The organism is Alloalcanivorax xenomutans (assembly GCF_900217905.1).
Classification (GTDB): Bacteria; Pseudomonadota; Gammaproteobacteria; order Pseudomonadales; family Alcanivoracaceae; genus Alloalcanivorax; species Alloalcanivorax xenomutans.
This window is the reverse complement of record NZ_OBMO01000005.1, coordinates 14,893-40,889: the sequence shown is the minus strand read 5'-3', so window position 1 is coordinate 40,889 and position 25,997 is coordinate 14,893. Positions and strand designations below refer to the sequence as shown.

At 52.7% G+C, this 25,997-nt stretch carries 22 protein-coding genes; 2 read left to right on the top strand and 20 right to left on the bottom strand.

All coding sequences use genetic code 11. The annotated features are described in order from the left end of the window. Window position 1: 1 nt before the first annotated feature. Both CRO06_RS05175 and CRO06_RS05170 read left to right on the top strand, forming a co-directional pair. Complete coding sequence (locus CRO06_RS05175) at window positions 2-532, top strand: TRAP transporter small permease subunit (protein ID WP_022997491.1); 531 nt, start codon at window positions 2-4, stop codon at window positions 530-532. Then, complete coding sequence (locus CRO06_RS05170; protein ID WP_097057908.1) at window positions 525-1,847, top strand: TRAP transporter large permease; 1,323 nt, start codon at window positions 525-527, stop codon at window positions 1,845-1,847. Before CRO06_RS05175 ends, CRO06_RS05170 begins: the two co-directional genes overlap by 8 nt. 219 nt (window positions 1,848-2,066) lie before the next feature. Here CRO06_RS05170 and CRO06_RS05165 read toward each other — a convergent pair whose 3' ends face one another. From CRO06_RS05165 to CRO06_RS05070, 20 genes are all read right to left on the bottom strand, one after another. Then, the gene (locus CRO06_RS05165) at window positions 2,067-3,326 is read right to left on the bottom strand and encodes an O-antigen ligase family protein (protein WP_143247715.1); all 1,260 of its coding nucleotides are present in this window, start codon (window positions 3,324-3,326) and stop codon (window positions 2,067-2,069) included. Between the two features lie 225 nt (window positions 3,327-3,551). Then, entirely contained in the window at window positions 3,552-4,727 is a 1,176-nt protein-coding gene (locus tag CRO06_RS05160) for a DegT/DnrJ/EryC1/StrS family aminotransferase (RefSeq protein ID WP_097057906.1), read from the bottom strand. A gap of 1 nt (window position 4,728) precedes the next feature. Next, on the bottom strand, window positions 4,729-5,358 hold the full coding sequence (locus CRO06_RS05155) for an acetyltransferase (RefSeq protein ID WP_097057905.1): 630 nt from the start codon (window positions 5,356-5,358) through the stop codon (window positions 4,729-4,731). A 2-nt stretch (window positions 5,359-5,360) separates the two neighbouring features. Continuing rightward, the gene (locus CRO06_RS20370; protein WP_218839871.1) at window positions 5,361-7,199 is read right to left on the bottom strand and encodes a sugar transferase; all 1,839 of its coding nucleotides are present in this window, start codon (window positions 7,197-7,199) and stop codon (window positions 5,361-5,363) included. A 1-nt stretch (window position 7,200) separates the two neighbouring features. After that, entirely contained in the window at window positions 7,201-9,054 is a 1,854-nt protein-coding gene (locus CRO06_RS05145) for an alginate lyase family protein (protein WP_097057904.1), read from the bottom strand. Continuing rightward, entirely contained in the window at window positions 9,051-11,183 is a 2,133-nt protein-coding gene (locus CRO06_RS05140) for a bi-domain-containing oxidoreductase (RefSeq protein WP_097057903.1), read from the bottom strand. Before CRO06_RS05140 ends, CRO06_RS05145 begins: the two co-directional genes overlap by 4 nt. Window positions 11,184-11,288: 105 nt before the next feature. Then, a complete protein-coding gene (locus CRO06_RS05135) occupies window positions 11,289-11,771 on the bottom strand; it encodes an acyltransferase (RefSeq protein WP_244902773.1) in 483 nt (160 codons plus the stop codon). Then, window positions 11,749-12,918 carry a glycosyltransferase family 4 protein gene (locus CRO06_RS05130; RefSeq protein ID WP_097057901.1) on the bottom strand — a complete coding sequence of 390 codons (1,170 nt, stop codon included), beginning with the start codon at window positions 12,916-12,918 and terminating at the stop codon, window positions 11,749-11,751. Before CRO06_RS05130 ends, CRO06_RS05135 begins: the two co-directional genes overlap by 23 nt. A 14-nt stretch (window positions 12,919-12,932) precedes the next feature. Beyond that, the gene (locus CRO06_RS05125) at window positions 12,933-13,817 is read right to left on the bottom strand and encodes an O-antigen ligase family protein (protein ID WP_179746477.1); all 885 of its coding nucleotides are present in this window, start codon (window positions 13,815-13,817) and stop codon (window positions 12,933-12,935) included. A 337-nt stretch (window positions 13,818-14,154) separates the two neighbouring features. Continuing rightward, a complete protein-coding gene (locus CRO06_RS05120; protein WP_097057899.1) occupies window positions 14,155-15,279 on the bottom strand; it encodes a glycosyltransferase family 4 protein in 1,125 nt (374 codons plus the stop codon). 27 nt (window positions 15,280-15,306) lie between these two features. Beyond that, window positions 15,307-16,692, bottom strand: a complete 1,386-nt coding sequence (locus CRO06_RS05115; RefSeq protein ID WP_097057898.1) for a heparinase II/III domain-containing protein — start codon at window positions 16,690-16,692, stop codon at window positions 15,307-15,309. Further along, window positions 16,689-17,168 (bottom strand): acyltransferase, encoded by a 480-nt coding sequence (locus CRO06_RS20135; protein WP_097057897.1) that lies wholly within the window; start codon window positions 17,166-17,168, stop codon window positions 16,689-16,691. Before CRO06_RS20135 ends, CRO06_RS05115 begins: the two co-directional genes overlap by 4 nt. Continuing rightward, window positions 17,155-18,378 carry a polysaccharide biosynthesis protein gene (locus tag CRO06_RS05105; protein WP_097057896.1) on the bottom strand — a complete coding sequence of 408 codons (1,224 nt, stop codon included), beginning with the start codon at window positions 18,376-18,378 and terminating at the stop codon, window positions 17,155-17,157. Before CRO06_RS05105 ends, CRO06_RS20135 begins: the two co-directional genes overlap by 14 nt. Next, window positions 18,372-19,619, bottom strand: coding sequence for a UDP-N-acetyl-D-mannosamine dehydrogenase (wecC, locus tag CRO06_RS05100; protein WP_097057895.1), 1,248 nt, complete (start codon window positions 19,617-19,619; stop codon window positions 18,372-18,374). The genes CRO06_RS05105 and wecC overlap by 7 nt, the downstream gene beginning before the upstream one ends. A 104-nt stretch (window positions 19,620-19,723) precedes the next feature. Next, window positions 19,724-20,857 carry a non-hydrolyzing UDP-N-acetylglucosamine 2-epimerase gene (gene wecB / locus CRO06_RS05095; RefSeq protein WP_097057894.1) on the bottom strand — a complete coding sequence of 378 codons (1,134 nt, stop codon included), beginning with the start codon at window positions 20,855-20,857 and terminating at the stop codon, window positions 19,724-19,726. 266 nt (window positions 20,858-21,123) lie between these two features. Next, window positions 21,124-22,332, bottom strand: coding sequence for a type II toxin-antitoxin system HipA family toxin (locus CRO06_RS05090; protein WP_097057893.1), 1,209 nt, complete (start codon window positions 22,330-22,332; stop codon window positions 21,124-21,126). After that, entirely contained in the window at window positions 22,320-22,571 is a 252-nt protein-coding gene (locus CRO06_RS05085; protein ID WP_097057892.1) for a helix-turn-helix domain-containing protein, read from the bottom strand. The genes CRO06_RS05090 and CRO06_RS05085 overlap by 13 nt, the downstream gene beginning before the upstream one ends. A 316-nt stretch (window positions 22,572-22,887) precedes the next feature. Then, window positions 22,888-23,796, bottom strand: a complete 909-nt coding sequence (locus CRO06_RS05080) for a nucleotidyl transferase AbiEii/AbiGii toxin family protein (protein WP_097057891.1) — start codon at window positions 23,794-23,796, stop codon at window positions 22,888-22,890. After that, a complete protein-coding gene (abiEi, locus tag CRO06_RS05075) occupies window positions 23,786-24,328 on the bottom strand; it encodes a type IV toxin-antitoxin system AbiEi family antitoxin (RefSeq protein WP_097057890.1) in 543 nt (180 codons plus the stop codon). Before abiEi ends, CRO06_RS05080 begins: the two co-directional genes overlap by 11 nt. Before the next feature lie 226 nt (window positions 24,329-24,554). Beyond that, window positions 24,555-25,994 carry an MBL fold metallo-hydrolase RNA specificity domain-containing protein gene (locus tag CRO06_RS05070; RefSeq protein WP_097057889.1) on the bottom strand — a complete coding sequence of 480 codons (1,440 nt, stop codon included), beginning with the start codon at window positions 25,992-25,994 and terminating at the stop codon, window positions 24,555-24,557. Between the last annotated feature and the right edge of the window lie 3 nt (window positions 25,995-25,997).

Here is a 25,997-nt window from a genome sequence, read left to right as displayed (position 1 = left end):
CATGCAGGCCATACGCCACCTTATCCGTATTCTCGACGGCATCAGCGACTGGGTTGGCCGCATCGGCGCCTGGTCGGTGCTGGCGATGATGCTGGTCACCGTGTTCGAAGTGGTCAGCCGCCGGGTCTTCAACGCCCCCGGCATCTGGGCCTTCGAGACCATCACCATGCTGTTCGGCTTCCACTTCATGATCGTGGCCGCCTATGCCCTGTTGCATCGCAGCATCGTCTCCGTGGACCTGCTCTACGAGCACCTGGGCCCGCGCGCGCAGGCGCTGCTCAGCATCGTCAGCTACCTGGTGCTGTTCTTCCCGTTCGTGATCACCGTGGCGGTCCACGGCATCGCCTTCACCGAGTATTCCTGGTCCATGGGCGAAACCAGCAACACCGCCTTCGCGCCGCCGCTGTATCCGTTCAAGGCGGTGATTCCGGTCTGCTTCGCCCTGCTGGCGCTGCAAGGCCTCTCGGAAACCCTCAAACACCTTCTGGTACTGATCGAAGGCGGCGACCAGCCGGAGGCGCAACATGAATGAAGTCTGGATCATCGCCGGCATGTTCGCCGCACTGCTGCTGGGCATCGCCACCGGACACCCGATCGCCTTCGTGTTCGGCGGTATCGCCATGCTGTTCGGTCTCACCAGCTGGGGCACCGGCATCATCGACATTTTTGTCAGCGCCGTGTTCTCCACCATGAACAACTACACCCTGGTGGCGATCCCGCTGTTCACGTTGATGGCCAACTTCCTGTCGCGATCGGCGGTGGCGGAAGGCCTGTTCGAATCGCTGCGCTACCTGCTGGGCCCGGTGCGCGGCGGCCTGGCGGTGGCGGTGATCGTGGTCTCCACCATCTTCGCCGCCACCACCGGCATCGTCGGCGCCTCGGTGGTCACCATGGGGCTGCTGGCCGCCCCGGTGCTGGAAAAATACGGCTACCGCAAGGAAATCTCCGCCGGGGTGATCACCGCCGGCGGCACCCTCGGCGTACTGATCCCGCCCAGCATCATGCTGATCGTCATGGGCAATGAAGCGGAGCTGTCGGTGGGCAAGCTGTTCCTGGCCGCCATCGTGCCGGGCCTGCTGTTGTCGCTGTGCTACGTGCTGTACGTGCTGGGGCTGTGCTGGCGCTACCCGGAACGGGGCCCCGCGCTCAGCCCGGAAGAAGCCGCCGCCATGCCGGTTGGCAAACGCATCAGCGGCGCGCTGGTCAATCTGGTGCCGCCGGTGATTCTGGTGGCGGCGGTGCTCGGATCGATCTTCTCCGGCTGGGCCACCCCCACCGAAGCCTCCGGCGTCGGCGCCTTCGTCGCCCTGCTGATGACCGTGGCCTACGGCCGCTTCAGCCTCACCATGCTCAAGGAATCGGTGCAGGAAACCGCCAAGATCACCGCCATGGCGATGGTCACCATTGTCGGCGCGGTGTGCTTCACCGCCCTGTTCCACAGCATGGACGGCGACCAGATCATCGTCGATTTCGTCAGCCATCTGAACCTGAACAAATGGGGCGTCTACCTGGTGATCATGGTGCTGACGTTCGTCCTCGGCGCCTTCATAGACTGGATCGCCATCGTGCTGATCCTGTTCCCGATCTTCCTGCCGCTGATCCGGCAGTACGATCTGGATCCGCTGTGGGTGATCACCTGCGTGGCGGTGATGCTGCAAACCGCCTTCCTGACGCCGCCGGTGGGCGGCAGCCTGTTCTATTTCAAAGGCGTGGCGCCGCCGGGCATGCAATGGGGCCACATCCTGCGCGGCGCCCTGCCCTTCGTGGCGGTGATGCTGGTGGTGGTGGTGCTGATTTCCCTGTTCCCGCAACTGGTCCTGTGGCTGCCCGGGCAGGCGAAGTTCTGACCGCGTCGTTCATACCGCTGTGGGAGCTTGCCTGCAAGCGAATGCCCAACACCGAAGGCAGTATTCGCCAGCAAGCTGGCTCCCACAGATTATGCCACGAAGCCGCTGTGGGAGATGCCCGGGCGGCGCTCCGCTTGGCAGCGAATTATTTTCCCTGCCGTTGGCAATTCGCTTGCAGGCGGAGCGCCGCCCGGCAATCTTCCCACAGCCGCTCAGAAATCAGCTTTGCGCCGTTTCTCTCGCACCCTCCGGCGTCGCCTTCAACAAACACCAGCACGCCGTCAGCATCCCGAGAAAGCCGGACAGCCCGCGCACATCCCGCAACAGAGACTGGGTCAGCCCGAAACCGATGAACGCCACCACCACGATTACCCCGGACAAGGCCAGCGCCTGTCCCTGAACATCCTTACGCCGTCGCAAGTGTGTAGCGAACAGCACGAGCGGCACACCGTAAAGCAGCAATAACGAAATCAGCCCCACCAAGCCACGGCGGGCGGCGGTATCGATCAGGTCGTTATGGAGTTGGTCGTAACGGCTGATGCCCTTATCGTAAAGCCCCTCAGCCACCCATTGGTCACGGCGCTCCTCCAACCGCCCTTCCCCCCAACCAAGAATGGGCTTCTCGCGGAACAAGCGGGCACCGGCCCGCCACATTTCCAGACGAACCCCCAGGGAGGAATAAGTATCGCCTTCGGTATATTCCTCCAGATTCTCCACCGCCTGGGCCACACGCTGGGTCACTCCTGCCCTGGGCATGAAGGACGCACTCAGGACCACCACCGCGACCAAGAGCGCCAAGGCCACCATGCCGCCACGATGTAACTGTCGCCAGAACACACCAAACACCAGCAAAACCAGAGCCGGGAAAACAATCCAACTGCCTCGGGTACCGGACAGTACGGCGGCGAGCAAACCGGCACCAACTGCCAGCGCGTAGAAGCCACGCAACCACCACTCCCCCTTCACAGGGCGCATCCCCAGTCGCGCCAGCAGCCCCACCAGCGATAGCGTTGCCAACAACAACGATACGTTGCCGAAGGGAATGGCGTTCATGCCATTATCCGGCCGCCCGCGCCCCAGCACCCAATGCTCATAGGAAGCGATGCCCCCGGCCAGCAACGCCCCCAACGCCACCCCGGCCCACCAAAACCCAGCCTTCGGCGGAAACGCCCGCCAGGCCATTAGCACCAGGGCCGCCAGCATAGGCCACAATGGCAGCAGAATACCCTGGTTACCTTCACCTACCGGCCACTTGCCCGTTCGGCCCACATCCGCCAGCCAAAGCAGAGAGAAGAGAAGAAGAACAGCCAGGCAAAGAACATCTCCCCGGCCCAGCCGCAACGAATGCCCCGGCTGAAGCCACACAAACAACAGCCCGCTCAAGGCCACGCCTCCAGCCAGTAAAGGCACCACGGCATAGCTGTAGCGGAAGGTCATCAACAGGGAGAGGAAGGCGAAAAGCAGAAGGCAGGAAAGCACGGAGAAAAAACGATCCTGCCCAGACGCGGGGGGGAAAGAGGAAGCCATAATCACCTGTATTCCTTTATCAGGGCCGGTCTTTATCAAACCAGACCTGGCGAATGAATCCGTCGGTGATTGGACAGAAAGGAAGGAGTGTCGTTCTTGTCAAACGCATGAACAGGTTCACGAAACGGCCGAAAGAGCGGTCGCGGTCCGTGGACCGCGATGCCCAGGGTTCAAGCCCTAAACCGACGCTTCCGCCATCACCGCGCGCAGCGTCTCACAAGTCTTATCAATATGTACCTGCTCCAGGGTGGGATGCACCAGGAACATCAGGCTGGTTTCGCCCAGTTCCTTGGCTACCGGCAGACGCTCTTTCGGCGCCAGATCGAGATCTTGGAAACACTTCTCCAGATAGACTTCAGAGCAGGAGCCGGAGAAGCAAGGCACGCCACGAGCAACGATCTCGTTCATGATACGGTCCCGGTCCCAGCCCTGGGCCAGTTTCTCCGGCTGCACAAATACATAGCATTTGTAACCGGCATGCCCTACGTCGGTGGGAATCTCCGGCACACGTAAGGCTGGGATCTCACTAGCGGTTTGCCAGATCGCCCGGGAATGGGTCAGACGTTGGCGGGTCCACTCCGGCATACGTTTCAGCTGAATCCGCCCAATAGCAGCCTGCATTTCCATCATGCGCCAGTTAGTGCCCACGCTCTCATGCAGCCAACGGAAACCCGGCGGGTGGTCGCGCTCATATACCGCTTCCCAGCTCTTACCATGGTCCTTGAAGCTCCACATGCGGGACCAAAGGTCGCGGTCATTGACGGTGACCATGCCGCCCTCGCCGCCTGTGGTCATGATCTTGTCCTGACAGAAGGACCAGCAGCCTACATGGGCCAAACCACCTACCGGACGCCCTTTCCAAGTAGCGCCATGGGCCTGGGCGCAGTCTTCAATAACATAGAAGCCGTGCTCGTCGGCCAAAGCCATCATGGCATCCATATCGCTGGGCCAGCCGGCCAGGTGCACACAGATAACGGCCTTGGTGCGTGGTGTTACCACCTTGGCAACGGTCTCAGCAGTGATGCTCTGAGTGTCCGGATCCACATCGGCAAATACCGGTGTGGCCCCGGCGTTGATCACCGTGGTGGCGGAGGCCAGGAAAGTACGTGGCGTCACCACCACTTCATCGCCAGGCCCAATGCCCAGCCCCTGCAACGCCAGATCAAGCGCCACGGTGCCGTTAGCCACGGCGATAGCGTATTCAGTCCCGGCAAAGGCAGCGAACTCTTTCTCGAATTCCCGGCATTCCTGCCCGGTCCAGTAGTTCACCTTGTTGGACAACAGCACGCGTTGCACCGCGTCCGATTCCTCCTGGGTAAAGGAAGGCCAGGGGGGAAAAGGTCCATTCAACATTTTAATTCCTCTCTACAACCTTGGCGGGCACGCCCACCACAGTCACATCATCCGGAATATCGGAAACCACCGCCGCACCGGCACCTACCATCACATTCCGGCCAATGGTAACGCCCTGGCGAACACAGGCCCCGATACCAACCCAGGAGCCCTCTCCAACCGTTACATTGCCAGCAAGGTTTGCTCCGGGGCTGATATGAACACCTTCAGCCAGGCGGCAATCGTGATCCACCGTCGCGCCCGTATTAATGATGCAGCCGTCACCAAGACCGGCGCGGACATTGATGATGGCTCCGCCAAAAATAACGCTCCCCTCGCCAATAGAGGCGTAACGGCTCACCACGGAGGCAGGGTGAATAACGCTGGTCAGCGGAACACCCGCATCCTTGAGAGCCGCTATCTTGGCAAGGCGAACCTCATTACGCCCGATACCCACAACCGCGGCATCAAAGGCGGCACCTTCTTGGCGCAACATTCGAGCGAAGTCCCCAACCACTGGCCACTCATCATTACGCTCAAGCTCTGACCAGGCATCATCAAAGAAGCACACCTCGTCCCAACCGGCGCATAAGGCAGCATCAGCCACCACCTTACCGTGCCCGCTAGCACCTAGGATCGCTAGTCGTCTCATGGCTATTTCCCGGCCTTGTCGCCGCTACCCGTAAACTTCGGCATGGTCGCCTCCCCTCCATGGCTAATCCCATCCCGCTTCACCACCTTCAGAACGGTGAGAAACAGAATCTTGATATCCAGCCACAAAGACCGATTCTCGACATACCAAACGTCGAGCTCGAACTTCTCATCCCAAGACAAAGCATTCCGGCCATTGATCTGGGCCCAGCCGGTAATGCCTGGGCGGACCTCATGGCGTCGATATTGGCGCTCGGAGTACAACGGCAAGTACTCCATAAGAAGCGGACGAGGCCCGACCAGACTCATATCACCCTTAAGAACATTAATCAGTTCGGGCAGCTCGTCCAGACTCGTGGAACGCAGGAAAGCGCCGAACTTGGTCAAACGCGCCTCATCAGGCAGCAGATCGCCATTCTCGTCCCGCTCATCCGTCATGGTTCGGAACTTCATCATCTTGAAGGGTTTGCCATCAAGGCCGGGCCTTTCCTGGGTAAACAGGATGGGAGAGCCGAGCTTCGACCGTACCATGATCGCAAGAACCAACAGCACGGGGGAAAGTACAAGTAGCCCCGCCGCGGAGGCCAAGAAGTCAAATGTACGCTTAACCGGCTGAGACCGGTTCGTGACGAAGGTTTCCTCAAGCCACTGGACGAAACGTTCCCCCAAGATATTCCGATCAAAGCGTTCATGGGCCAAAGCCGATGCGGCCTGCGACATTGCCGGCAGCTTATCCCGGTGATCGGCGAGATCAATCAAAGCATCCGCGAACGCACCCACCTCATCGGGTGGCACCGCCACACCGGCGCCGGAATCATTCAACAATTCAGCCAGCCATCCAGGATAGTTATTGAGAACCGGCAGACCGGCCGAGATATAGTCGAAGAACTTATTGGGGGATGTACCGAAATAGAAAGCAGGGACATTGGCCAGAACTTGAAGTCCCACATCCGCCCCTGACATCAATCCCGCCAACCGTTTCTTATCCACTGGATCGTAAAAGGTCACATTGGTCAAGTCATCCTGTTTTGCGCGAGCCATCAGTTCCGGCTTAAGCTTGCCGTCCCCGACCAGTGCCAGCTTGATATCCTCCCGCCCTCTCGACTTCAGCTCTGCCGCGACATCCAGAACCGCACCGAGGCCATTCGCCATACCGTGTGTTCCGGTAAAAATAGCCAGAAAATCGGACGCCCCAACACCTTCCGGCCGCCATGGGCTGTCCGAATCCGCGAAGATATCGAAGTCACACCCATTGGGGATCATCGCAATTCGATCCTCCGGGATGCCACGACTCATGATGCCTTCGGCCATTCCTGGCGCCAACGCGATCAGACGATGCGCGGAATGGTAGGAACACCATTCCAGAACGGACATTAGCCATAGCACGATTGGATTCTTGATCACGCCCATGGCTTTAGGCAGCTCCGGCCATAGATCCCGAACTTCGAAGACAAAGGCTTTACCACGCAGCCAGCGAGCAAAGATGCCCGGGATCCCCGCCGTCAATGGCGTGGTAGTGGCAAAAACCACGTCATACTGCTCGGTCATCGCCACCCAGATACTGCGCAGGGCAAACAGCAGAAACATCAACGAGCGCTTAAGAAAGCCATCGCTATTGGAATAGGCCAGATTGAACTCGATGATGTTAATACCATCGACGACACCTTCGCGGCGTCCGCGCGCGAATGACGATTCTAGCCCGGTATTGCCACCACCATAGGAGCCGCAAACCATGGTAACTTCATGACCGGCCTTGATCAGCCGTCGTGCCATCTCATAGGAGCGAATGCCGGTTGAACCCTTGGGGGTGGAGAAGTGCTGGTGAAAGTACAAAACGTGCATATTAGAAACTCAACTCAGTAATCAGCTTTCCGGCCTTGGCCACTTCCACCTCCAAAACTGGCAGGGGCGTTTTCTGTGAGTAATACCGGGATTCCCAGCCTTCAACCAACTCACAACGGACTAATGGCTGACTGGCAGTAATGCGTAATCTGCACCCATGCCCTTCCAAATAACCACCATTGGTTCCATCACCCTCCCAATGCCATTCGCCAGGAGCAAGCCGCCACCGCAAAACCGCAGATTCTTCAAAACCGTGAATCTCATCGATAACCGTCAACACGCTGTCGGTCAGCGTCAACATCCGGTAATGACTGCCCCCCTTCCAATCGCGATACCCCGCCCCCGCCCGAATATCTTCAGCACTTTCCTTCAGAGGAAGCACCTTCTCTGCCTTCGGCCACGCACCAAACAGAAAACGGCTGAGCCTTGGCATGGCATCTCGCCTGTCAAACTGAACCGAATTATGCGCTGCAGAGCCGGGGAAATAGCTTTGCCATGGCTCATCACAGTTATAACTGTATGAGCCACCATCACGCAGCAGGTTAAGCCCATCCCGCCAGAAATCCACATGCAGCAGATCGGATTGGCCAGGGCGAAAACGAAAACGAGGGTAGCGCAGCAGCGCCATTACCTTGCTCCGACGCATCACCACATAGCCGCCATGATCATACTGATGTGATTCAGCGTAACTCACAGAATCATCAGGTAACGGCACTTTCAACCAGTGCAGTGGAGTGTCGTATTCCCCCGGCGTGGAGTAAGCCCTCACGCCTGCAAACAATACCGAAGCCAGCTGCACGGAGGGCCGAACATCTCGATAGTCAGTGTCAGCCAAAGGAAGCAAACGGGCACCGTCATTAGCGCCCAAATTCGGCGTATCACCACCATCCGGAGAGACCATGTTCCCCAACCAGGAAGTAGCGGCCCTCAGTTTGTCAATCAACTCATTCGAAAATGCCGGAAGGTTCAAAGTACGCCGCCAAATCTCCGCCATCGAATAGCTATCCAGCAGGACCCTGTGATAGTTCAAGGAATACTGGCTAAATGAGCCATCCTTTTCGATCAGCCGCCTGGCTCGGTTCTCCAGCCACTTTCTACCCATCGCCCTCCAGCGACGAGCATCGATGTCTTCTTCGAATAGAACCGCCAGCCAACTCCCCCCAATGAATAATGCCGTAGCTTCCGAAGTGCCGTGGTTGTTATCCTGAGCAATTGCGTACTGTATGGTTGGCGCAATCCGCTTCAGGTGAGCGCGAAGTAAATCCACCAAACCGGAAGCAGGCTTGAGCACCTGCCCCAATAGATGCGCAGCCATCGCCAGATGCATAACGCGAATGGAAGCTTCCTGCCCACACTTCCAGTTTGCACCGATATAAGGGGGGTTCTGCTCACACCAGTTCCGTAACCAGACGTTCAGGTTATCCAGGGCATCATCGCCCCCCGCCGCCACCTGGCGGGCAAACATCAGCACCCAATCGAAACGGGAAGCTTCCCAGACCCCTTTGATATCACCAAGGCCATCGACAAAGTCAGGTATTTGCCACCACGGAAGGCGGGGAGCAACACCACCAGTAATGATGCTCCTGTGCCAATCAGGCACGCCATTCGACAAATCATAGTCGGCGGACAGACCAAAGGCAGAAAGTCCCGCAATGTCAAAATCTGGTACGGGCAGATCACTGGCCATCCGCCGGGACACAACTGGCAAGAAGAACGGTGTCGCGGGCTGATCCGCCGCTATCTTCCTGACCGGATTCCAACCAAAGCGCAATCCAAGACGATAAAACAAAGCACGGCCGATATTGATCGTGCCCAGATTCCAGGCAGTGATGATCTTAAGAGCGAGAGGGTTCATTGGCTTCTTAGTTGATCCACCACATCCAGGGTAATTGCGGCGACCTCAAACAACTCGTTAACGGCAATGGGGGCCGGTCCACCCGTCTCAATCGCCGACAAAAAGGCCGACGCACAAGCACTCTGGCCCTTATCCTGGTGCCAGAGATTCATCTTCTTAAAGCCCGCCCAACCGAAGCCCCGCAGCTTGCGGAAGTTGTCCAACTGCAAAACCTTGCCAGCGGCAAACACCTCAACCCGCTCTTTAGGGAAGTTCGCCGCACCGTTGGCCAAATAGTGGATAGTACCGAAAGAGCCATCAGAAAAGCCCAAGGTGATCGCTGCCTTATCCTCAGTAATAGCTATGCCTGGTGCCTCGCCCATCCTGCGGGCCTGTACTGAAACAATTTCCGAACCCGCTAGAAACCGCATCAGGTCGATAAAATGACAAGCCTCACCAATGATCCGACCACCGCCCACCTCAATATCTTGGGTCCAGTGATCAGCAGGAATAGCCCCTGCATTCATCGTCATAATGAAGGATTTAGGCTCTGAGATCGGCTCCAAGAGAGATTTCATCTTCCGGATCTGAGGAGAAAAGCGGCGGTTAAACCCGACCATTAACATCGGTACCTGTTCACCTTTACGTTCATAGGCCTCTTGAACGAGTTCAAGGTCCTCTCGATTTACCGCAAGGGGCTTCTCAACAAAAACATGTTTACCGGCATCCAGAGCCGAGGCGACAAAACTCGCGTGGGAATTATGACGGGTTACGATGGCTACCGTATTGATATCCGGGTTGTCCAGCATACCCTGGGTATCCGTGGTTGCATGAGCGAACCCGGCTTTCTCACCATGAATGACACCATTAACGCCGCCAGAAGTGGAGATGGTGTGCAACTGGGCCCCAGCTTCTTTAAAGGCGGGGATCAACATCCGAGAAGCGTAATTGCCCGCCCCGATAAAACCAACAACGGGCTTCGCCGGATCGACAACCCCACCGTCTGAAAGGGCTACAGAGCGGATGTTCCGGCTCTCGACATCACTGGAATAGTTCAGAATGATGCCGAGCGCCGACTTATCAGAAGTCAGAAGATCATAGGCCTTGGGTGCATCCTCGAATTCAAACCGGTGGGTAATCAACGGCTTAACATCCAGCCGCCCACTGGCCATCATATCCAAAACGGCTTCGAAGTTACGCTGCTCCGTCCAGCGTACAAAACCCAGCGGGTAATCATTACCCTGCTCTTCATAGGAAGGATCGTAACGACCGGGGCCATAGGAACAGGATACCTGGAAAGAAAGCTCCTTTTCATAGAAGTCCGCGCGGTTCAATTCCAGGCCAGTGACACCGACAAGGACGATACGACCCCGCTTACGGCTCATCCGTGCCGCCTGAATAACCGGATCACTTTGTTTCGTCGAGGCAGTAATAATAACGCCATCCACACCATTACCACGACTGAACGCCATGCCCGCCGCAACAGGGTCTTGGCCTTTACCTGGGTTGCAAATCTCGGCACCGAATTGAGCAGCCAACGCAAGTTTCGAATCATCAAAATCGATCGCAAGCACGCGGCAGCCGTGTGCACGTAATAGCTGAACAGTGAGAAGTCCAATCAAACCAACGCCAGTTACTACGAAAGCTTCGCCCAAAGTAGGTTGCGCCAACCTGATCCCCTGCAAACCGATACTGGCGACAACCGTGAAAGAAGCTTCTTCATCACTCACTTCATCAGGAATTTTGACGCAAAGGTTTTTGCTTACGCGGACCATATCGGCATGGGGGCCATTGGAAACCACACGGTCCCCTACTTTGAAGTCGTTAACCTTCTTGCCAACCTCGGAAATGCTCCCCACATTGCAATAACCCAGAGGAAGCGGCTGCGCCAGCTTGGATTTTACGGCATCCACCGTTGTCATAAGGCCATCGGTCTGAACCTTCTCAATAACCATTTTGACCTTCTCTGGCTGTTGCCGGGCTTTATCCAGATAAGAGGCACGGCCGAAATCAACCAGCATCCGCTCGGTGCCCGCGGAAATCAGTGATGCCGTTGTCGAGACGAGTACCGATCCCGTGCCAACTGAGGGTGAAGGAGAATCCGTAATTACCGTACCGCCCTTGGCCATATCCTGAAGAATTTGTTTCATCTAATGTCCTTCGACCCGAAAATTAATCACAGCTATTTTTGCAAAAAAAACAAAAAAAACGACACAGCCCTCTAAATTTCACTGCTAACGAATCCAACAATAAGATCAAGGCATCTTTCTATATCGGATATGTTTTGCAGGATTACCTGCAACTATCGAATAGGAGTCCACATTCTTTGTCACTATTGAACCTGCGGCAATAACTGCGCCTTTTCCAATATGGACGCCGTGAAGAATGACTGCTCTAAATCCAACCCAGACGTCATCCTCAATAATTATATCCTTCATAACATCACGCCCTGCAGCATTCATCGGTACGGATACCTCGTCAAATTTGTGATCCCCCCCAACAAGAGCAACGTCTCCGGCAAACATAACATCATCACCAATCTGTGCTGGGGCTGCGATATGGCAATTTCGCCCACAAAAAAACCTATAACCGATTGTCACCCTCCGCCCACGCACAAATCTTGTATCGTATGAGAGTTTAGGAAGCCCTAAAAAAGAGATATCTTTTCCAAAAACAAAGAAGTTCACCTTAAAAAAAACATAAACAACAAAAAACCTAAGACGGCTTATTAACTGCATAGAAAATAGCCTCATGCAATTCATTAACGTAAGACTCAATATTATGCTTACCCTTAAGAAATCCAGCCGCACCACTACGCAAGCGCCTTCTCTCATGAGGGTTTCTTGACAAAAAAAGTAGTTTTTCAAAAAGAGAGTCTTCAGTAAAAGGATTAATAATTATTCCGTTACTGCCATCGATCAAATCTTTTTCACACCCATCCCCCACGCCACAAATAACGGGAACACCATGCGACAATGAATCAGAAACAGCCAGCCCCCCCAGCCCTGGCATTACCATGACAGACGATCTATAGAAATGCTCTGCCAATGAACCTGAAATATGCCCTAGAAAGGTCACACGATCATCGACCTCTAACTTTTCGGACAAGGATTCCAGATACCTCCTATCGGGACCATCCCCTATAATTAAAAGAGAACCCGAACCTTGCTGATCTTCTTTAACAAGACGAGAATATGCTTTTATCAGAACTTCAACATTCTTACCTGGTGCCAATGCGCCAACGTATATGACATTCAAAAAATCCGGATCTACAGAAGGCAATGAAAGCCCGTATTTTAAACAGTGAGACTCCATCTGCGCTTTTCTTGCATCTGTATCCACCACATTAACTGCAACAAAAATCGATTCATTCGGAAGCCCACACCGCTTATAATATTTAGCCCCAAAAGTACTATAAGAAATGGCCGCATCCGATCTTTTTTCAAGCATACCAAAAAGATAATAAAAAACCCTCTTAAGCAACCCCTTCCTCCTCCCTTCGATCTCACCCAATCCCCACTGGACTATTTTCTTTCTTTTAATCTTAGCATATAAGAAAGAAGCAAAATTTGAGAAAAAATTAGATGCGCCCTCAGTAATTATCACATCCGGAGAAAATTTATAAATCTCCGAAAGAATATTCGTATGAATAGGAATGCCCGCCCCATGCTTAAAAGGAACTGAAAACTTAATCGTATTTAGCTCTATGGCTCTAAAGGAATGCGCCCCTTTATAATTAATCAGCTTGGTACCTTGGTAATCCTGTCCGTGAAGAACAAGCAGCTCAACATCAGGCATTTTGCTTAAGCGTTCAAAAACTGGAACCCTCCAAGCCTGCAAAACCCTATAACAAATTAAGACCTTTACTTTTCCTCGATTTGACATAGTAGATACTCGAGCTATATTTTTCCTAGCGGCACTCTCATTGAATTAGCTGCTTCCTTTTTGCGACAGCCCAGAACAACTACTGAAATCGCACAAGCAAACCAAAAAGGCCTAAAATCTGAAAATGACGACGACTTCATTAACTCAAAAAAAGGATACAAAGAGAAGAAAAAAATACCCATGGCAGATCTTCCAACCCTCACAAAAATAGACACTATAAATATCAAAAAAAACAAAATGCCAACCACGCCTAATTCAAACCACAACTCTAAAAAAATATTATGCGGGTACTCCCTAGAGTCAAGACCGTAGATATAATAGCCATAGCTACCAAGCCCTCTCCCAAGAAAAAGTTGAAAAATTGAATAATCAGCATTAAGCACAAAGTCAAAATGCTTAATTCTTCCTGTACTCGAAAGATCGGAAAGTTTATAAAGTCGAGCAAAAGCTCTTGAAAATTCATCCGCTTTAAAAACGTCTGTAAAGCCAAGAACTGAGAAAAACGCAAGCAAAAACACTAAACAAAAAGCCCCACTCCAAACGAGCCTCTTCTTGTCTATAAATCTTGAGAAACTTCCAACCCCCAAAAAGGAAAAGTAGAAAAAAGAACATATTAAAAGAAAAATCATTGGCCCCCGAGATCCAGTATAAAGTATCACCACAGATGAAAGAACTAAAACCATGATTTTAAAAGAATTAGAGTGATTCGAAAAAATCAGAAAATGCAAAGATGAAAAGCCAACCAGAAAGCCTGTCATAAGATATATAGAAGCATTCAATCCTTCATTCAATTCTCTACCTTTATCTGCCGACCCTAAAATAACACTAGAGTTAACCACAAAAAGAAGAGCAGAAATAATAGCCGACCAATAAAGATATTTGGCAATGCATTCTTCCAATCCCTTTCCTTTCTTAAAAGATAGAAAGACAAAGAACACATAATGGCAGAAAAGAAAGAAAAACTTTACCTTTGAGTAATTTTCAGAAGGACTATATATGATGGAAAATCCAGCATAACAAATAAGCAACAGCCCTATACTGTACGTCAACAAGTCATTCTTTTTTATCTTTATCTGGTCAAAACAAGAAACCAAGACGAACGATACCAAAAATATAGATGTGAAATTTATATAGAAGCCCGAATAGAAAAAAAAATAAAAGTTAAAGACAGGTGAAAACAAGAATAAAACCGCTAAAAGTGCAACTAAATTAGTCCATATGACTCGCCTATCTCCATCAATCATATAACACCCCCCAATAGCAGCGTGCAGATTCCTCCCAGGTTCCAATATTATCTCTTTCGTTAATTAAATTTGACACCATTTTTTTGTAATCTTCTTCGGAAGGAGGCTCTTTCATTACTCGTACAAGTTCACCAATGTTGTCCTTATCATAAAAAATGGCACAATCTCTATTTTCCAGCAATTCCAACAGGCCTCCAACAGTACTGCAAATAAGCGGAATTCCAAACGCTATAGAGTCGGATACTTTCAGCGGCACCACAGTTTCTGTCGCTATGGTGGAAGGCCTAGGAGCCATAAGGAAATCCGTCTTAGCCATCAAATGCTCTGTTTCTGCAGCACTAAGCCAGCCGGTAAAATATATATTTAAAGTCGACTCGCTGTATGCCTCAACCATTTCTTTACACTTAGAAAAACAAGGGCCATTTCCGATAAAATAGATACTATTTTTTTTCCAAAAATCGCGTTCAATGCTAGTTACCGCCAAGCAAAGGTCAACCACCCCCTGCCATTCATGAAAAGAACCGACATACGCGTATGTTATAGAACCAGGGTTGTAATAACGAGTTGACCTTGAGATTTCTTTTCTTTCATATCCGTTCTTTACAACGCCAACCTTTCTTTCAGGAACATTATATTCCTTTATGATAAATCTTCTTGAAGCTTCAGCTAAAACAACCACAAAATCAGCTTTTCCATAAAGCCATCTGTTAATAATTTTTTGCAGCCTTCCATTTTCCCTTATGGAATGAATTTCCACTACATTTATTACCTTTCTTCTAAGAAAAGGCAGCACCAAAATAAAATAAATAGCCGCAACCCGAGAATTATGCAGGATTACCACATCAGGGGACTCTAACCGCACCGTTTCCAAAAACTGTTTTGCACCGGATAACGAGTTAATATTTATTTGTCTGTATATTGAGGAAAAAACCTCATCCTTTTCCTGTATATCCTTCTTATTATAACTATCGCTTCTCGTATGTGTAATGATGCTCAAATTCACTTCAAAGTTCTGACACAGTCTGCGGCTAATCTCCAAAAGACGATGAGTCCCTCCACCAAGATATGGCAGATACGAACACCCCACATGAAGAACTTTCTTAACCTTCGACACCATCTAGACCTCTTAAAAAATTATATCCTTTCATAGGCTAATCGACCATGAAAAGCTCTTTTCAAAACTAACTGTGACACGCTTCCCTTTTGATTTACTAAAATATTTAGGACACCAGAAAAATTCTGACACATCCACACACGTTACATCCTGTAATTCCATAACAATTTCTCTACCCGATGTTTTCGATATAAAAACCAGAATTGACCGGCCGTCACTCACTTTAACATCCCATGCCTCGGAATTAATAATCCAGCATGATCGAGCCCGTCCTTTCACACTATCAAAAACTTTAATTTTATCTTCAGACCAAGCAACTTTCCGGGAAATTATGATATTTTTTTTATTGTATATATTGCACTCCCCTCCATGTCGACTTAAACGAGTCACAACCTCAAAATTCGAATCACCTCTAAAGTTAGCATGATAGCGAATAATTTTTACATCGGGAACATTAACGACATTGTGTGCCGCCCTGGACCTAAGAGACTCCCTATCCCAGGAGTATGAGTAAACTCCTGCATCGACCAAGAGCGGCTCCTCATTTACTGCAAAAGTTACGGTTCCCCAGTCATCATGTTTATGCCCAGCATGCCCAAGTCTCTTATAATCCGCTCCCCATAGGGAAAAAATATAACCCTCAGCCTTTCTAACTACTGCCGAAAAGTCAGGAAAAAAGTATTCACCATTACGCAAACTGGTTTCTTTTATGGCAGAAAAAAAAGAAGATTCATCTCCTAAAATAGATGAATCATTATCTCCTATCCATGCCCAGTTCTGTGGCTCCAATATCAACTTGGCGAACTGCATCGCGCCAATGTAGTTAATTCGATCAAAAATATGCGCATCGTCTGGAAGCCAGTTTTTAAGCCAGAACAATGAAGAAAGGGCTAATATATGATACCCTGTCGCCCCTTCAAAATTAGAACCGTCGGGGTTAAATTGTCTTTCTATTTCTCTACATAAGTCATTGTGGAAGGCATCATCTTTCGCTTTAATTTTTCCATATACATGTGCCACGACCAAACATAATAAAAGATGATTATTTCCAGAACCCCACTCAATATTATTTTTTAAAAATTCGTACTCATATTTTAACCACTCATTTACATCACATTTTCCATCTTTTGATAGGTCTAACAATGCCGAGAGTCTGAAAGCAGACTCCATGCCACATGCCCAAGAGATGCCTCTTTTCTTGGGAGTCAATAAGTAGTATAAACGAACCCGCTTTATTTTTTGACTCTCCGACAAGTCTTTACTATAGACAAACCTCAAACGCTCATAATTCCAGGCAACTCTTAGATCCAACCATGCGGCTCGCTTTATTATGGCCACCCCAGTCCTCGTTCTTACAAATCTTAAAAGCAAGTTGCATACGAAGAAATTAAAAAAGACAGCCAGTTTGGTTTTCATAAATCTTTTATCTTCTTTGCGGGAACTCCAGCATATATTCCAGGCTCTCGTATTTTTTTATTAACCACCGCCCCTGCTGCAATAACAACTTTATCAGATATATGCACACCTGGAAGTATGGTTACATTGGCGCCGATCCATACATTTCGCCCAACATCCACTTCTCTTAAGGTATGGCCTTGCTCTCGAATTAATCTGCCTGGTTCTGAATAACGATGATTAGCCGAGTGAATGATGACATTAGGCCCGATTATGGTATCATCGCCAATACATACCCCACCTCTTGCGTTACACCAAAAGTTGTCATTTAAGGAAACCTTATCACCTATACTAAGATTATCTGCATGGTAAACTATTGGGCGCCTAAATATCTGAACGTCACTTCCTATAGTTGCGCCCATAACCTTAAGTTTGACCACCCTGTATCGTGATAAAAGTCGCTGAAAACGAATAATATAGGTTTCAAATGGCGTCATTTTTCTTTCCAAAAATACAGAAAATTTCTAAAAAAAGCGTGTTTATTAATGCAGAGATAAGCATTGCCCCTCCCCCTCCTTTTACCCCAAAGTCATTTATTAATGTTGTGGCTAAAAAGGCATAAGTAGATACAGCGGCTCCACCTGCGATAGCAACCGGGTAAGTTCTTCCAACCCTTACTAATTTAATGACAGATGTATAGCTCAGAATTGTTAGCATTCCTAACAGTATTGCCATGCAAAGATATAGAGGAATATTCCCTCCATATCCTCTAAAATATTCGCCATCCCCAATAATAATCCACGCACAATAAACGAGCAGAACAACAGATAAAGCAGATGCAACCACTACATATCGTGCCTTACGTATCAAATCATCTCCCTGCCTAATATTCATCCCCATAACTTTCGGGAATATAGTAATTTTCATAAAAATTAGAAACCCGCCCGCTGCTTTTAACGCCAAATCCATCACAAAAATGTAAACACCCACTTGCTCTGGATCATCTAGACGACTTAGAAGCGTTCTTTCATAGAACGGATAAAAAAGTACGATCAGATTGCCGACAACTAGTGGGATTGAAAAGTAAAGAGGCCTCCATAAAGAGTGCGCCTCCCAGCCGCCGTCTGGCATTACTTGGAATTTCACTAGACATAGCGTGACCACCGAGCTTGTGATGATAGCTAAGGCCAGGATAATCCCAGCGCTTTCGCCAAGAGGAAAGGCCCCAAAAAAAATAACAAAAACAACCAGAAAGAACTTACTTCCAGCAATACCTATGAAATATTTTTTGGGGCGAGATTCCGCTCTATATGAAGACCCAGCAATATTTATTAGCGCCAAAGATATCGAAGAACCAAGAGCCCAAAAGAAAGGCACACCTATATCGCCGAAAAGCAAATTATAAACATACAATAAGATGGCGGCTATCAGACATCCGAAGACAATCATGGTTAGGACATCTGATCTTACTCCTAACAGTCCTTCCCTGGCTCTAACACACTTTATAATATAGGACGGAGCGCCCATCGTTACTATTGGCACAAGAAAGTTCATGACAGCGAAAGCCGTCATGAACTCCACATATTCTTCAGAACGAAATATGTTTACAGCGACAATACTGGTTACTATAGAGGTGCAGAATGTAGCAATATGGGCCAAAATATAACCATTTAAGAGAAGACTCTTAAACCGTTGAATATTCACCATATGCCTCTCGTATCGACAATAAAACCGCAGTCCGGTTTCTTTCTTTTAAATTCTTTATGGTCAACAAGGAGAACATGGCATGCATCTTTCTTAACCGCATCCTCAAAAGCAACTTTCTCCGCAGCACTTACTATACCGGGCAGATCAGTTGCATTAGGTTCAACAATATAAACATTAATATCTTTAGACCATTCATCCAATGCCTTAACCACAATTCCAAGAGCTGGACTTTCTCTTAAATCGTCTATATCGGCCTTGAAGCTAACACCATAAAAAACTAGATCTTTTACATCATGTCCTTTGACCAGACTTCTAACTTTCTCCAGAACCCGGCTTGGCTTTAGATCGTTAACTTCACGTGCAGTTTTGATCAACCGAGCTTCTTCCGGTGTTTCACTGACGATGAACCAAGGATCAACAGCAATACAGTGCCCTCCAACCCCTGGGCCTGGTTGCAGTATGTTCACTCTGGGGTGGCGATTCGCCAAACGAATTAATTCCCAAACATCAATATCGACCTTGTCACAGATCACAGAAAGCTCATTTGCAAATGCGATATTTACGTCCCGAAAGGCATTCTCGGTCAGCTTTGCCATTTCAGCGGTACGAGCAGTAGTCAACAAACACTCGCCACGCACAAAGGTTCTATAGAGATCACGAGAAGCTTCGGCGCACTTGGTGGTCATACCGCCAATAATGCGATCATTTTCGATCAGTTCGTGCATTACATGACCGGGCAGTACACGCTCCGGACAGTGGGCGACGCGGATATCAGACTCTTCACCTGAGTGCTGTGGGAAGCTCAGGTCACTGCGGGCTTCGGCCAGCCAGGCAGCCATTTGTTCGGTAGCACCAACCGGGGACGTTGATTCGAGAATAACCAGGTCCCCCTTTTTCAACACAGGAGCAATAGAATCCGCGGCGGCCTGAATATAGCTGAGGTCCGGTGTCGGGATGTTACCCGCGTCAGCGCCCTTTTTGAACGGAGTCGGCACGGCCACAAGGAAAGCATCCGCGGGTTCGGGGCGAGTAGTGGCGCGTAGATAACCTTCTTTCACCGCCGCATGAACCGCAATATCCAGCTCTGGCTCCACAATATGGATCTCACCACGGTTGATCGTGTCCACCGCATGTTGATTAACGTCCACGCCTATCACTTTTTTGCGGCGAGAGGCGAACATGGTGGCGGTGGGGAGTCCGATATAGCCGAGGCCGACTACACAGATAGTGTCGAAGTTCATACGGTGTTCCTTGTCCTAGAGCAGAGTTCGTAAATGAGGTTGCGGTAAGCCGGAGAATCGCGGCCCTTTCTATATGAAGAGGACCGTTCTTACATTCAGAATAGTTAGAGAGACGACTGATCGATGTGATCCGCTATTTGGGCGGCGGTAGTGCCGTCGCCGTAGGGATTGTGCGCCCGGCTCATGGCCTGCCAAGCGTCTTCGTCTGTGAGCAGGCGATGTGCCTCGTTGAAGATATTCTCGCTTTGCGTGCCGACCAGTTTCACGGTCCCCGCGGATACGGCATCCGGGCGTTCGGTCGTGTCCCGCATTACCAGAACGGGCTTGCCTAACGAGGGCGCCTCTTCCTGGATGCCACCAGAGTCAGTGAGAATCAGCCGCGCGTTCATCATCAGCCAGACAAAAGGCAGGTAATCCTGCGGTGGGATCAAGTGGACATTGCCGTGGCCTTTTAGCAAGCGATTTACCGGCTCCTGAACGTTGGGGTTCAAATGCACTGGGTATACAAATTCCTTGTCCTGGTGTTCTCCGGCCAGTTTGGCGATGGCTTGGCAGATACGCTCAAAGCCGCCACCGAAGCTCTCACGGCGATGGCCGGTGATTAGAACCAGGGGCCGCTCCGTGCCGTAAGGGAGCTGCCCTTTCAGATCCGCCCGCAATCCCGTGTCATTTTCGATTCGTGCCTTCACCCACAGCAAGGCGTCAATAACGGTATTCCCAGTGACCTTGATGATATCTTCACTGACGCCTTCCGCCAGCAGGGCATCCCGAGCCGTGTTGGTAGGCGCGAAGTGCAGCCTGGCCAGATTGCCCGTGAGCTTGCGGTTAGCCTCTTCCGGCCAGGGAGACATCAGGTTACCAGTGCGGAGCCCCGCCTCGACGTGGCCAATGGGAATTTGCTGGTAGAACGCAGCCAGCGAGGCGGCCAGGGTGGTGGTGGTGTCACCGTGCACCAACACCATATCGGGCTTTTCTTCCTTGAGCACATCGCGCAGCCCGACAAGAATGCGGGAGGTGATGTCATACAGATCCTGGCCGGGAGCCATGATGTTCAGATCATGGTCCGGGGTCAGCTCGAACAGATTCAGTACCTGATCCAGCATTTCCCGGTGTTGAGCGGTGACGCAGAGACGGCTGTCGAAGCGCGGATCGGCATCCAGTTGTTTGACCACCGGGGCCATCTTGATGGCTTCCGGGCGCGTGCCGAAGATGCTGAGGATGCGTTTCTGTTTGGTCATTGGGGTTTTACTTCCCGTATTTCTGAGTTGCGGGTCCCGGTAGTGGGGCCAGGTAATTTGTGTAGCTTGGGGCCTTGGAGAGCACCTCGTTCGCCTGCAAGGCAGGCTCCTACAGTGACTCTTTTCGCTTGCAAGCAAGCTTCCCACAGCGGGTTTGTCGGCGTTGCGTGGGGATACAGAGAGTGTATTCCACGGGACCGAAGGTTCATTCGCCAGCAGGCTGGCTCCCACAGGGGTATAAAATGCGGCATTGTGGGAGCAGGGCCCTATGCCCATGCCGCGATTTCATTCACTGCTTCTTCCCAGGCTTTTATCATGGCGGGTGCCACATCCGGAAAACGCGGGGAGGCGTCTTTCAATTCAGGCAAGGTCGTTGTCAGCGCGCTGCCCACGGCGCCAATCGTCTCTTTGAGCTGCCGGGTATTCTGGGCACAGTGCCGGGCGCCAAATTCGGCCAGGCGATCCAGAGGCCACCAGCGCTTACTGCCTGCAAGATGGAGCGCCGGCACATCGTTACGCAGGTACGCCGTGGTGGTCACGATATCGTAGGCCGGGGCCAAAGCCACCGTGCCGCCGGGGCGGTCATAGATCACACCAAAGTTCTTCAGGTGCGCATCGCCATTTCGCACCGCCCAGGAAAGCACGATGGAGCGAAACAGGCTGGCCAGCGCGGTTTGTCGCAATGCCGGCGATACGAATTCGGATACGGATCTGGCCAGGCGCTCATAGGTGCCGTCGTATTTTTCTTCCGGTGACAGTCCCTGCAATACGCAGCCATCTTCAAAGCCCAGGTAGGCGCCCGTTTCCGTGACGTCGAAGCGTTCCATGATGAACAGCCGGCCATCACGGGAGATATCGAAACGGGGAACGTCCAGCCCCGCCCTGCTGGCGGCCCGCATACAGAAATATTCATTCAGCGCCAGGTCCGGGTAATCCGTGCCCCAGGCTTTGACGATCAATCTGCTGGAGCGAATCGCGGCTTTGTCTCTTGGTGGTTCAGCGGCAACATCCACCAGCAGTTTGGGTTGCACTCCCGATATACCCGAGTTCAGTGCGTACTTTTCCACCAGTTCGGCGAACAAATCCGGATTGTCTGAATCCAGCAGTGTTTCCAGCCTTTCGGTCGAGTGCGCCATTTCCGTGGGCTGGCCTGGCAAAACATAGCCCAGGCGGCCGATCTGATATGGGCCAAGCGCGGCGAGCAACGCCAGATCACTGGCACCGTGCAGTTTGCTTACCGTGCGGCGAATGGCATCCCGCAAATAGCCTTCGGGAAGGTTCTGGGCAAACGCCGGGTGCAGCCTCGGGAACTGGTAAGATGCGGTGCGCAGCGGCATGGTCAGCGAGACCGCCCGTTCCGGCTCATCGGTACGGTAAGCAAAGCTGTACTCTTCGCCGGCGTGCCTGGCGCTCCTGCTCAACCGCCCTGCTAGTTCATTGCCACTGGTGACGTCGAGTTCGTCTACTGAGGCCATTCACGCTCCCTCACCAGATCATCCAGCGTCGGTGTTTTACGGGATCTTGGCGCCAGTTCCATCCCATATAGCGCGAATAGCCGCTCCACTTTGCTGAAGCCCAGTTCCGTGATCCGGCCGGATTCAAAGCGGGAAATCGCGGTGCGATCCACCCCGCTCATGGCGGCCACTTGTTGTTGGCTATGGCCGTTTGCCTTGCGTAACCCGGCAAACTGGGTGCCAAGTTCTTGCAATGTCATGTGAATATATGCCTCAAATTCGATTAATTTACTTTGTTTGTAGCATATATTCACATGACATCCAAGCGACCTAAGCCTACGGAGCTGACCATTAAAGCCATTCGCTTGCGAGCAAGCTTCCCACAGGGGGCTTCGAAGCCGCTGTGGGAAGCGGCCCGGGCGGCGCTCCGCTTGGCCGCGAATACGGCGTTCGGCGTCGGCCTACTTCGCTGGCAAGCCCGCTCCCACAGCGGCGATGTAGAGGGCGGGTTCGCCAGCAGGGCTGGGGGAGCAGGCGGCTTAGTTTGCGTTGCAGGCGCTGCCACGGACAGCATATTTACATGTTGAACGGTGGTTCAGGCGCGGAGCCCGCTCGCAACGCCTTTAGGGCGGTTTGCAAATGGCCGCCGACGGCGCTGGTCAGATAGTCCAGGAACCCTGCTCTTTTGAGGGTCCGATCCAGGGTATCCTCGGGCAGAAAACGGCTCAGTGTATCCATGAAAGCCTGGCTTTGGATACGTCCCGGCAGTTCCTTGATGGCCTGTTCCAGCTTGCCGGGATAATCCTCAAGCCCATAATCATCGATTTTGGCGCGCAGTACGGCTTCGTCCATTTTAGCTTCCCTCTGGGCCAGCCATTGCAAGTCCCAGATGTCGCGGTAGCGGGGGTGCGCCGTTGCCGGATAGGCGATCAGCTTGTCCACGAACACTTCGTCCAGGGTCTCCACACCGACCAGGGTTTCATCATAGCCATCGGGCAGAAAATCGTAGTTGTGGCGCAGCGGCATGAGTACCCGGGTATGGGCGGGCACATTGACCACCTCCAATTTGATCCGCTGGTGTGGCAGATCCGGCCGCTCCGGAGCGGTACGAATACTGACCTGCCAGCGCCGGACCTGTACGCCCGGCCGGGTATCGTCACCTGACAGGGGCTCTTTGACCCACACTTGGAGCCCATAACGCTCGCCCAGATACTGTTCCAGGCAGACTTTGATGTCCTGAAGTTCCGGATCACCGAACTCCGTGCCGGCGACGAAATCCAGGTCTTCCGAGAACCTGGGGGCACCGTGACAAAGCCGCAGACTGGTCCCGCCCTGAAACGTCAACCGGTCGAGAAGGCCCTGCCGGTCCAAGGCGAACAGGATGTCGTAATGCAACAGCTCCTTTTCCACCACCGGGCGCATGTGGGTCCGGCCCGGCACCGCCATGGCCCGGGTGACCAGCGCCTCAAAATCCTTACTGGCCATCGCCGGCCCCTTCCTGTTCCATCAGATGGCAATTACGGCCTACACGGCGCAAGTCCCGGCGGGCGGCGGCTAGCGTGGCGATGCGCAATGGCCGCCCCGGTACCGGCACCATGCTCTTTAATATCTCGTCGAGCCCTCTCTTGGTGTGAGTGAACTCGATGGTGCCGTGACGGGTCCGGTAGGTGCCCTTGCGGCCGGTGGTCATCACGGTGAGCCGGTCGATGGGGATCTGCGAAATCACGCCGTATTCGCTCAGGGCGGATTCGAGACTCACATAGTTGTATTCCCCCGGACGCAATGCCTTGGCGATATGCTCGATGGCGTAGCCGTCCTGGCTGCCGGCGTAGGGGTTCAGATATACCCCTCGGGCGGCGCGCTGCAGCAAGCCACGCTCTACCATGCGCGCCAGACTCTTTTCCAATGACTTTTCCGATTCATTGGGAAACAGGCGCCGCATCTCGTGGCGGGAAAAGACATATCGGCCACGTTTATCCCATTCACTCAGGGTTTTCTGTAGCTCATCTCGGGTCATAAGTGCACATTTACACCCCTTTATTGGGGGTTAAGTGTATACCTTCTCAAGAATATGAGCACTTTAATGTTGTCTTATCGGGGTCCGTGGACCGCTCCTACAGTCAGCCTGTTCGCTTGCGAGCGGAGCGCCGCCCGGCAATCTTCCCACAGGGGGCTTCGAAGCCGCTGTGGGAAGCGGCCCGGGCGGCGCTCCGCTTGGCCGCGAATACAGCGTTCGGCATGGCTTATTCGCCAGCAGGCTGGCTCCCACAGGGGTATAAAATGCGGCATTGGGGGAGCAAGCGCTTCAGCTCGCCTTGCAATTTCCTCTGTGCGCCATCATCGCCGTGCACGATGCGGATGGCACCTGGCGCTTTCCGCATGCCAGTGACAAACCGTATCAACCCTTGCTGGTCGGCGTGGGCGGAGTAGCCGCCCAGGCTATCGATGCCAACCTGGATGGTGTGGGTATCGCCGTCCAGCGTGACGGTACCGCCCTGCCCTTGCCTCTGTATTTGCCGCCCTGGTGTGCCTTTGCCCTGATAGCCCACGAACAGCACGTTATGCCTGGGGTCGTGCAGCATCGCCTTCAGGTAGTTGACGATGCGGCCGCCGGTGCACATGCCGCTGCCGGAGATCACCACGGCGGGGCGGGCGCTGTCCGCCAGGTGGCGGACCATTCTCAGGTGGGCGTCGTGGTCGTCCACCGTGAGCAGTTGTTTAAAGCCCAAGGGCTTGCGGCCTTTGGTGATCCGCTTAAGCGCCTCCTGTTCCCAGTAGGGTCTCAATGCCCGGTAGGCCCTGGTGAAGCGGCTGGCCAGCGGGGAATCCAGGATCACCGGCAGTTCGCTCCAAGGCAGGGTTTTGTGCACCCTGCTCTGTTTGTTGCGGTGGAGAATGTCCTCCAGTTCGTACAGCAGTTCCTGGGTGCGGCCGATGCTGAAGGCCGGGATCAGGACGGTGCCCTGATCCTGCAGAGCGCGGGCCAGTACCCGTTGGAGCCGCTGCTGGCGTTCTTTTCTGTCCTCATGGTTGCGATCCCCGTAGGTGCTTTCGATCACCAGGGTGTCGCAGCCGTGGGGCGGCTTGGGCGCCGGCAGCAGGGGCGCGTGCGGTGCGCCCAGGTCCCCGGAGAACACCACCCGGTGGCGGCCCGGTGGCCCTTTGACGTCGCATTCCACATAAGCGGAGCCGAGGATGTGGCCGGCTCGTCGCAGCCTTATTCGTATCTGGCCGTGGCCGGCGTCCAGGGCGCTATGCCATTGGTCGTAAGGTAATGGCACCAGGCGTCGTTTAATTACCCGCAGGTAGCGGTCTATGTCGTCCGGCCGGCGACTGAAGCCCAGTTTGAAGGCGTCCTCGAGGACGATGGGCAGCAGCTTCGCCGAGGGTTGGCTGCAGAGGATAGGGCCTTTGAAGCCCGCCGCCAGCAGCCAGGGTATTCGGCCCACGTGGTCTATGTGCACGTGGGTGATTACCAGGGTCTTGATTTGGGCCACCGGGAAATCGATGGTCAGGTCGTCGGCGTTGGCGCCGCCGGGGCCCTGGTCGCGGCCCTGGAACAGGCCGCAGTCCACCAGCAGGCTGTGCTGGTGGTCCAGACACAGTTCGTGGGCGGATCCGGTGACGCCGTCAACGGCGCCGTGGTGGCGGATTTCCGGCCACTGGGTGTTCGGTTGGTGCATTGT

What these genes read in the sequence shown, in the direction of transcription:
- CRO06_RS05175 (WP_022997491.1), top strand. Translation starts at nt 2, where the DNA reads ATGCAGGCCATACGCCACCTTATCCGTATTCTCGACGGCATCAGCGAC.
- CRO06_RS05085 (WP_097057892.1), bottom strand. Translation starts at nt 22,571, where the DNA reads ATGACATTGCAAGAACTTGGCACCCAGTTTGCCGGGTTACGCAAGGCA.
- CRO06_RS05070 (WP_097057889.1), bottom strand. Translation starts at nt 25,994, where the DNA reads ATGCACCAACCGAACACCCAGTGGCCGGAAATCCGCCACCACGGCGCC.
- CRO06_RS05145 (WP_097057904.1), bottom strand. Translation starts at nt 9,054, where the DNA reads ATGAACCCTCTCGCTCTTAAGATCATCACTGCCTGGAATCTGGGCACG.
- CRO06_RS05115 (WP_097057898.1), bottom strand. Translation starts at nt 16,692, where the DNA reads ATGAAAACCAAACTGGCTGTCTTTTTTAATTTCTTCGTATGCAACTTG.
- CRO06_RS20370 (WP_218839871.1), bottom strand. Translation starts at nt 7,199, where the DNA reads ATGCACGTTTTGTACTTTCACCAGCACTTCTCCACCCCCAAGGGTTCA.
- wecB (WP_097057894.1), bottom strand. Translation starts at nt 20,857, where the DNA reads ATGACCAAACAGAAACGCATCCTCAGCATCTTCGGCACGCGCCCGGAA.
- CRO06_RS05105 (WP_097057896.1), bottom strand. Translation starts at nt 18,378, where the DNA reads ATGGTGAATATTCAACGGTTTAAGAGTCTTCTCTTAAATGGTTATATT.
- CRO06_RS05140 (WP_097057903.1), bottom strand. Translation starts at nt 11,183, where the DNA reads ATGAAACAAATTCTTCAGGATATGGCCAAGGGCGGTACGGTAATTACG.
- abiEi (WP_097057890.1), bottom strand. Translation starts at nt 24,328, where the DNA reads ATGACCCGAGATGAGCTACAGAAAACCCTGAGTGAATGGGATAAACGT.
- CRO06_RS05090 (WP_097057893.1), bottom strand. Translation starts at nt 22,332, where the DNA reads ATGGCCTCAGTAGACGAACTCGACGTCACCAGTGGCAATGAACTAGCA.
- CRO06_RS05080 (WP_097057891.1), bottom strand. Translation starts at nt 23,796, where the DNA reads ATGGCCAGTAAGGATTTTGAGGCGCTGGTCACCCGGGCCATGGCGGTG.
- CRO06_RS05120 (WP_097057899.1), bottom strand. Translation starts at nt 15,279, where the DNA reads ATGGTGTCGAAGGTTAAGAAAGTTCTTCATGTGGGGTGTTCGTATCTG.
- CRO06_RS20135 (WP_097057897.1), bottom strand. Translation starts at nt 17,168, where the DNA reads ATGACGCCATTTGAAACCTATATTATTCGTTTTCAGCGACTTTTATCA.
- CRO06_RS05135 (WP_244902773.1), bottom strand. Translation starts at nt 11,771, where the DNA reads ATGCAGTTAATAAGCCGTCTTAGGTTTTTTGTTGTTTATGTTTTTTTT.
- CRO06_RS05170 (WP_097057908.1), top strand. Translation starts at nt 525, where the DNA reads ATGAATGAAGTCTGGATCATCGCCGGCATGTTCGCCGCACTGCTGCTG.
- CRO06_RS05130 (WP_097057901.1), bottom strand. Translation starts at nt 12,918, where the DNA reads ATGTCAAATCGAGGAAAAGTAAAGGTCTTAATTTGTTATAGGGTTTTG.
- wecC (WP_097057895.1), bottom strand. Translation starts at nt 19,619, where the DNA reads ATGAACTTCGACACTATCTGTGTAGTCGGCCTCGGCTATATCGGACTC.
- CRO06_RS05155 (WP_097057905.1), bottom strand. Translation starts at nt 5,358, where the DNA reads ATGAGACGACTAGCGATCCTAGGTGCTAGCGGGCACGGTAAGGTGGTG.
- CRO06_RS05160 (WP_097057906.1), bottom strand. Translation starts at nt 4,727, where the DNA reads ATGTTGAATGGACCTTTTCCCCCCTGGCCTTCCTTTACCCAGGAGGAA.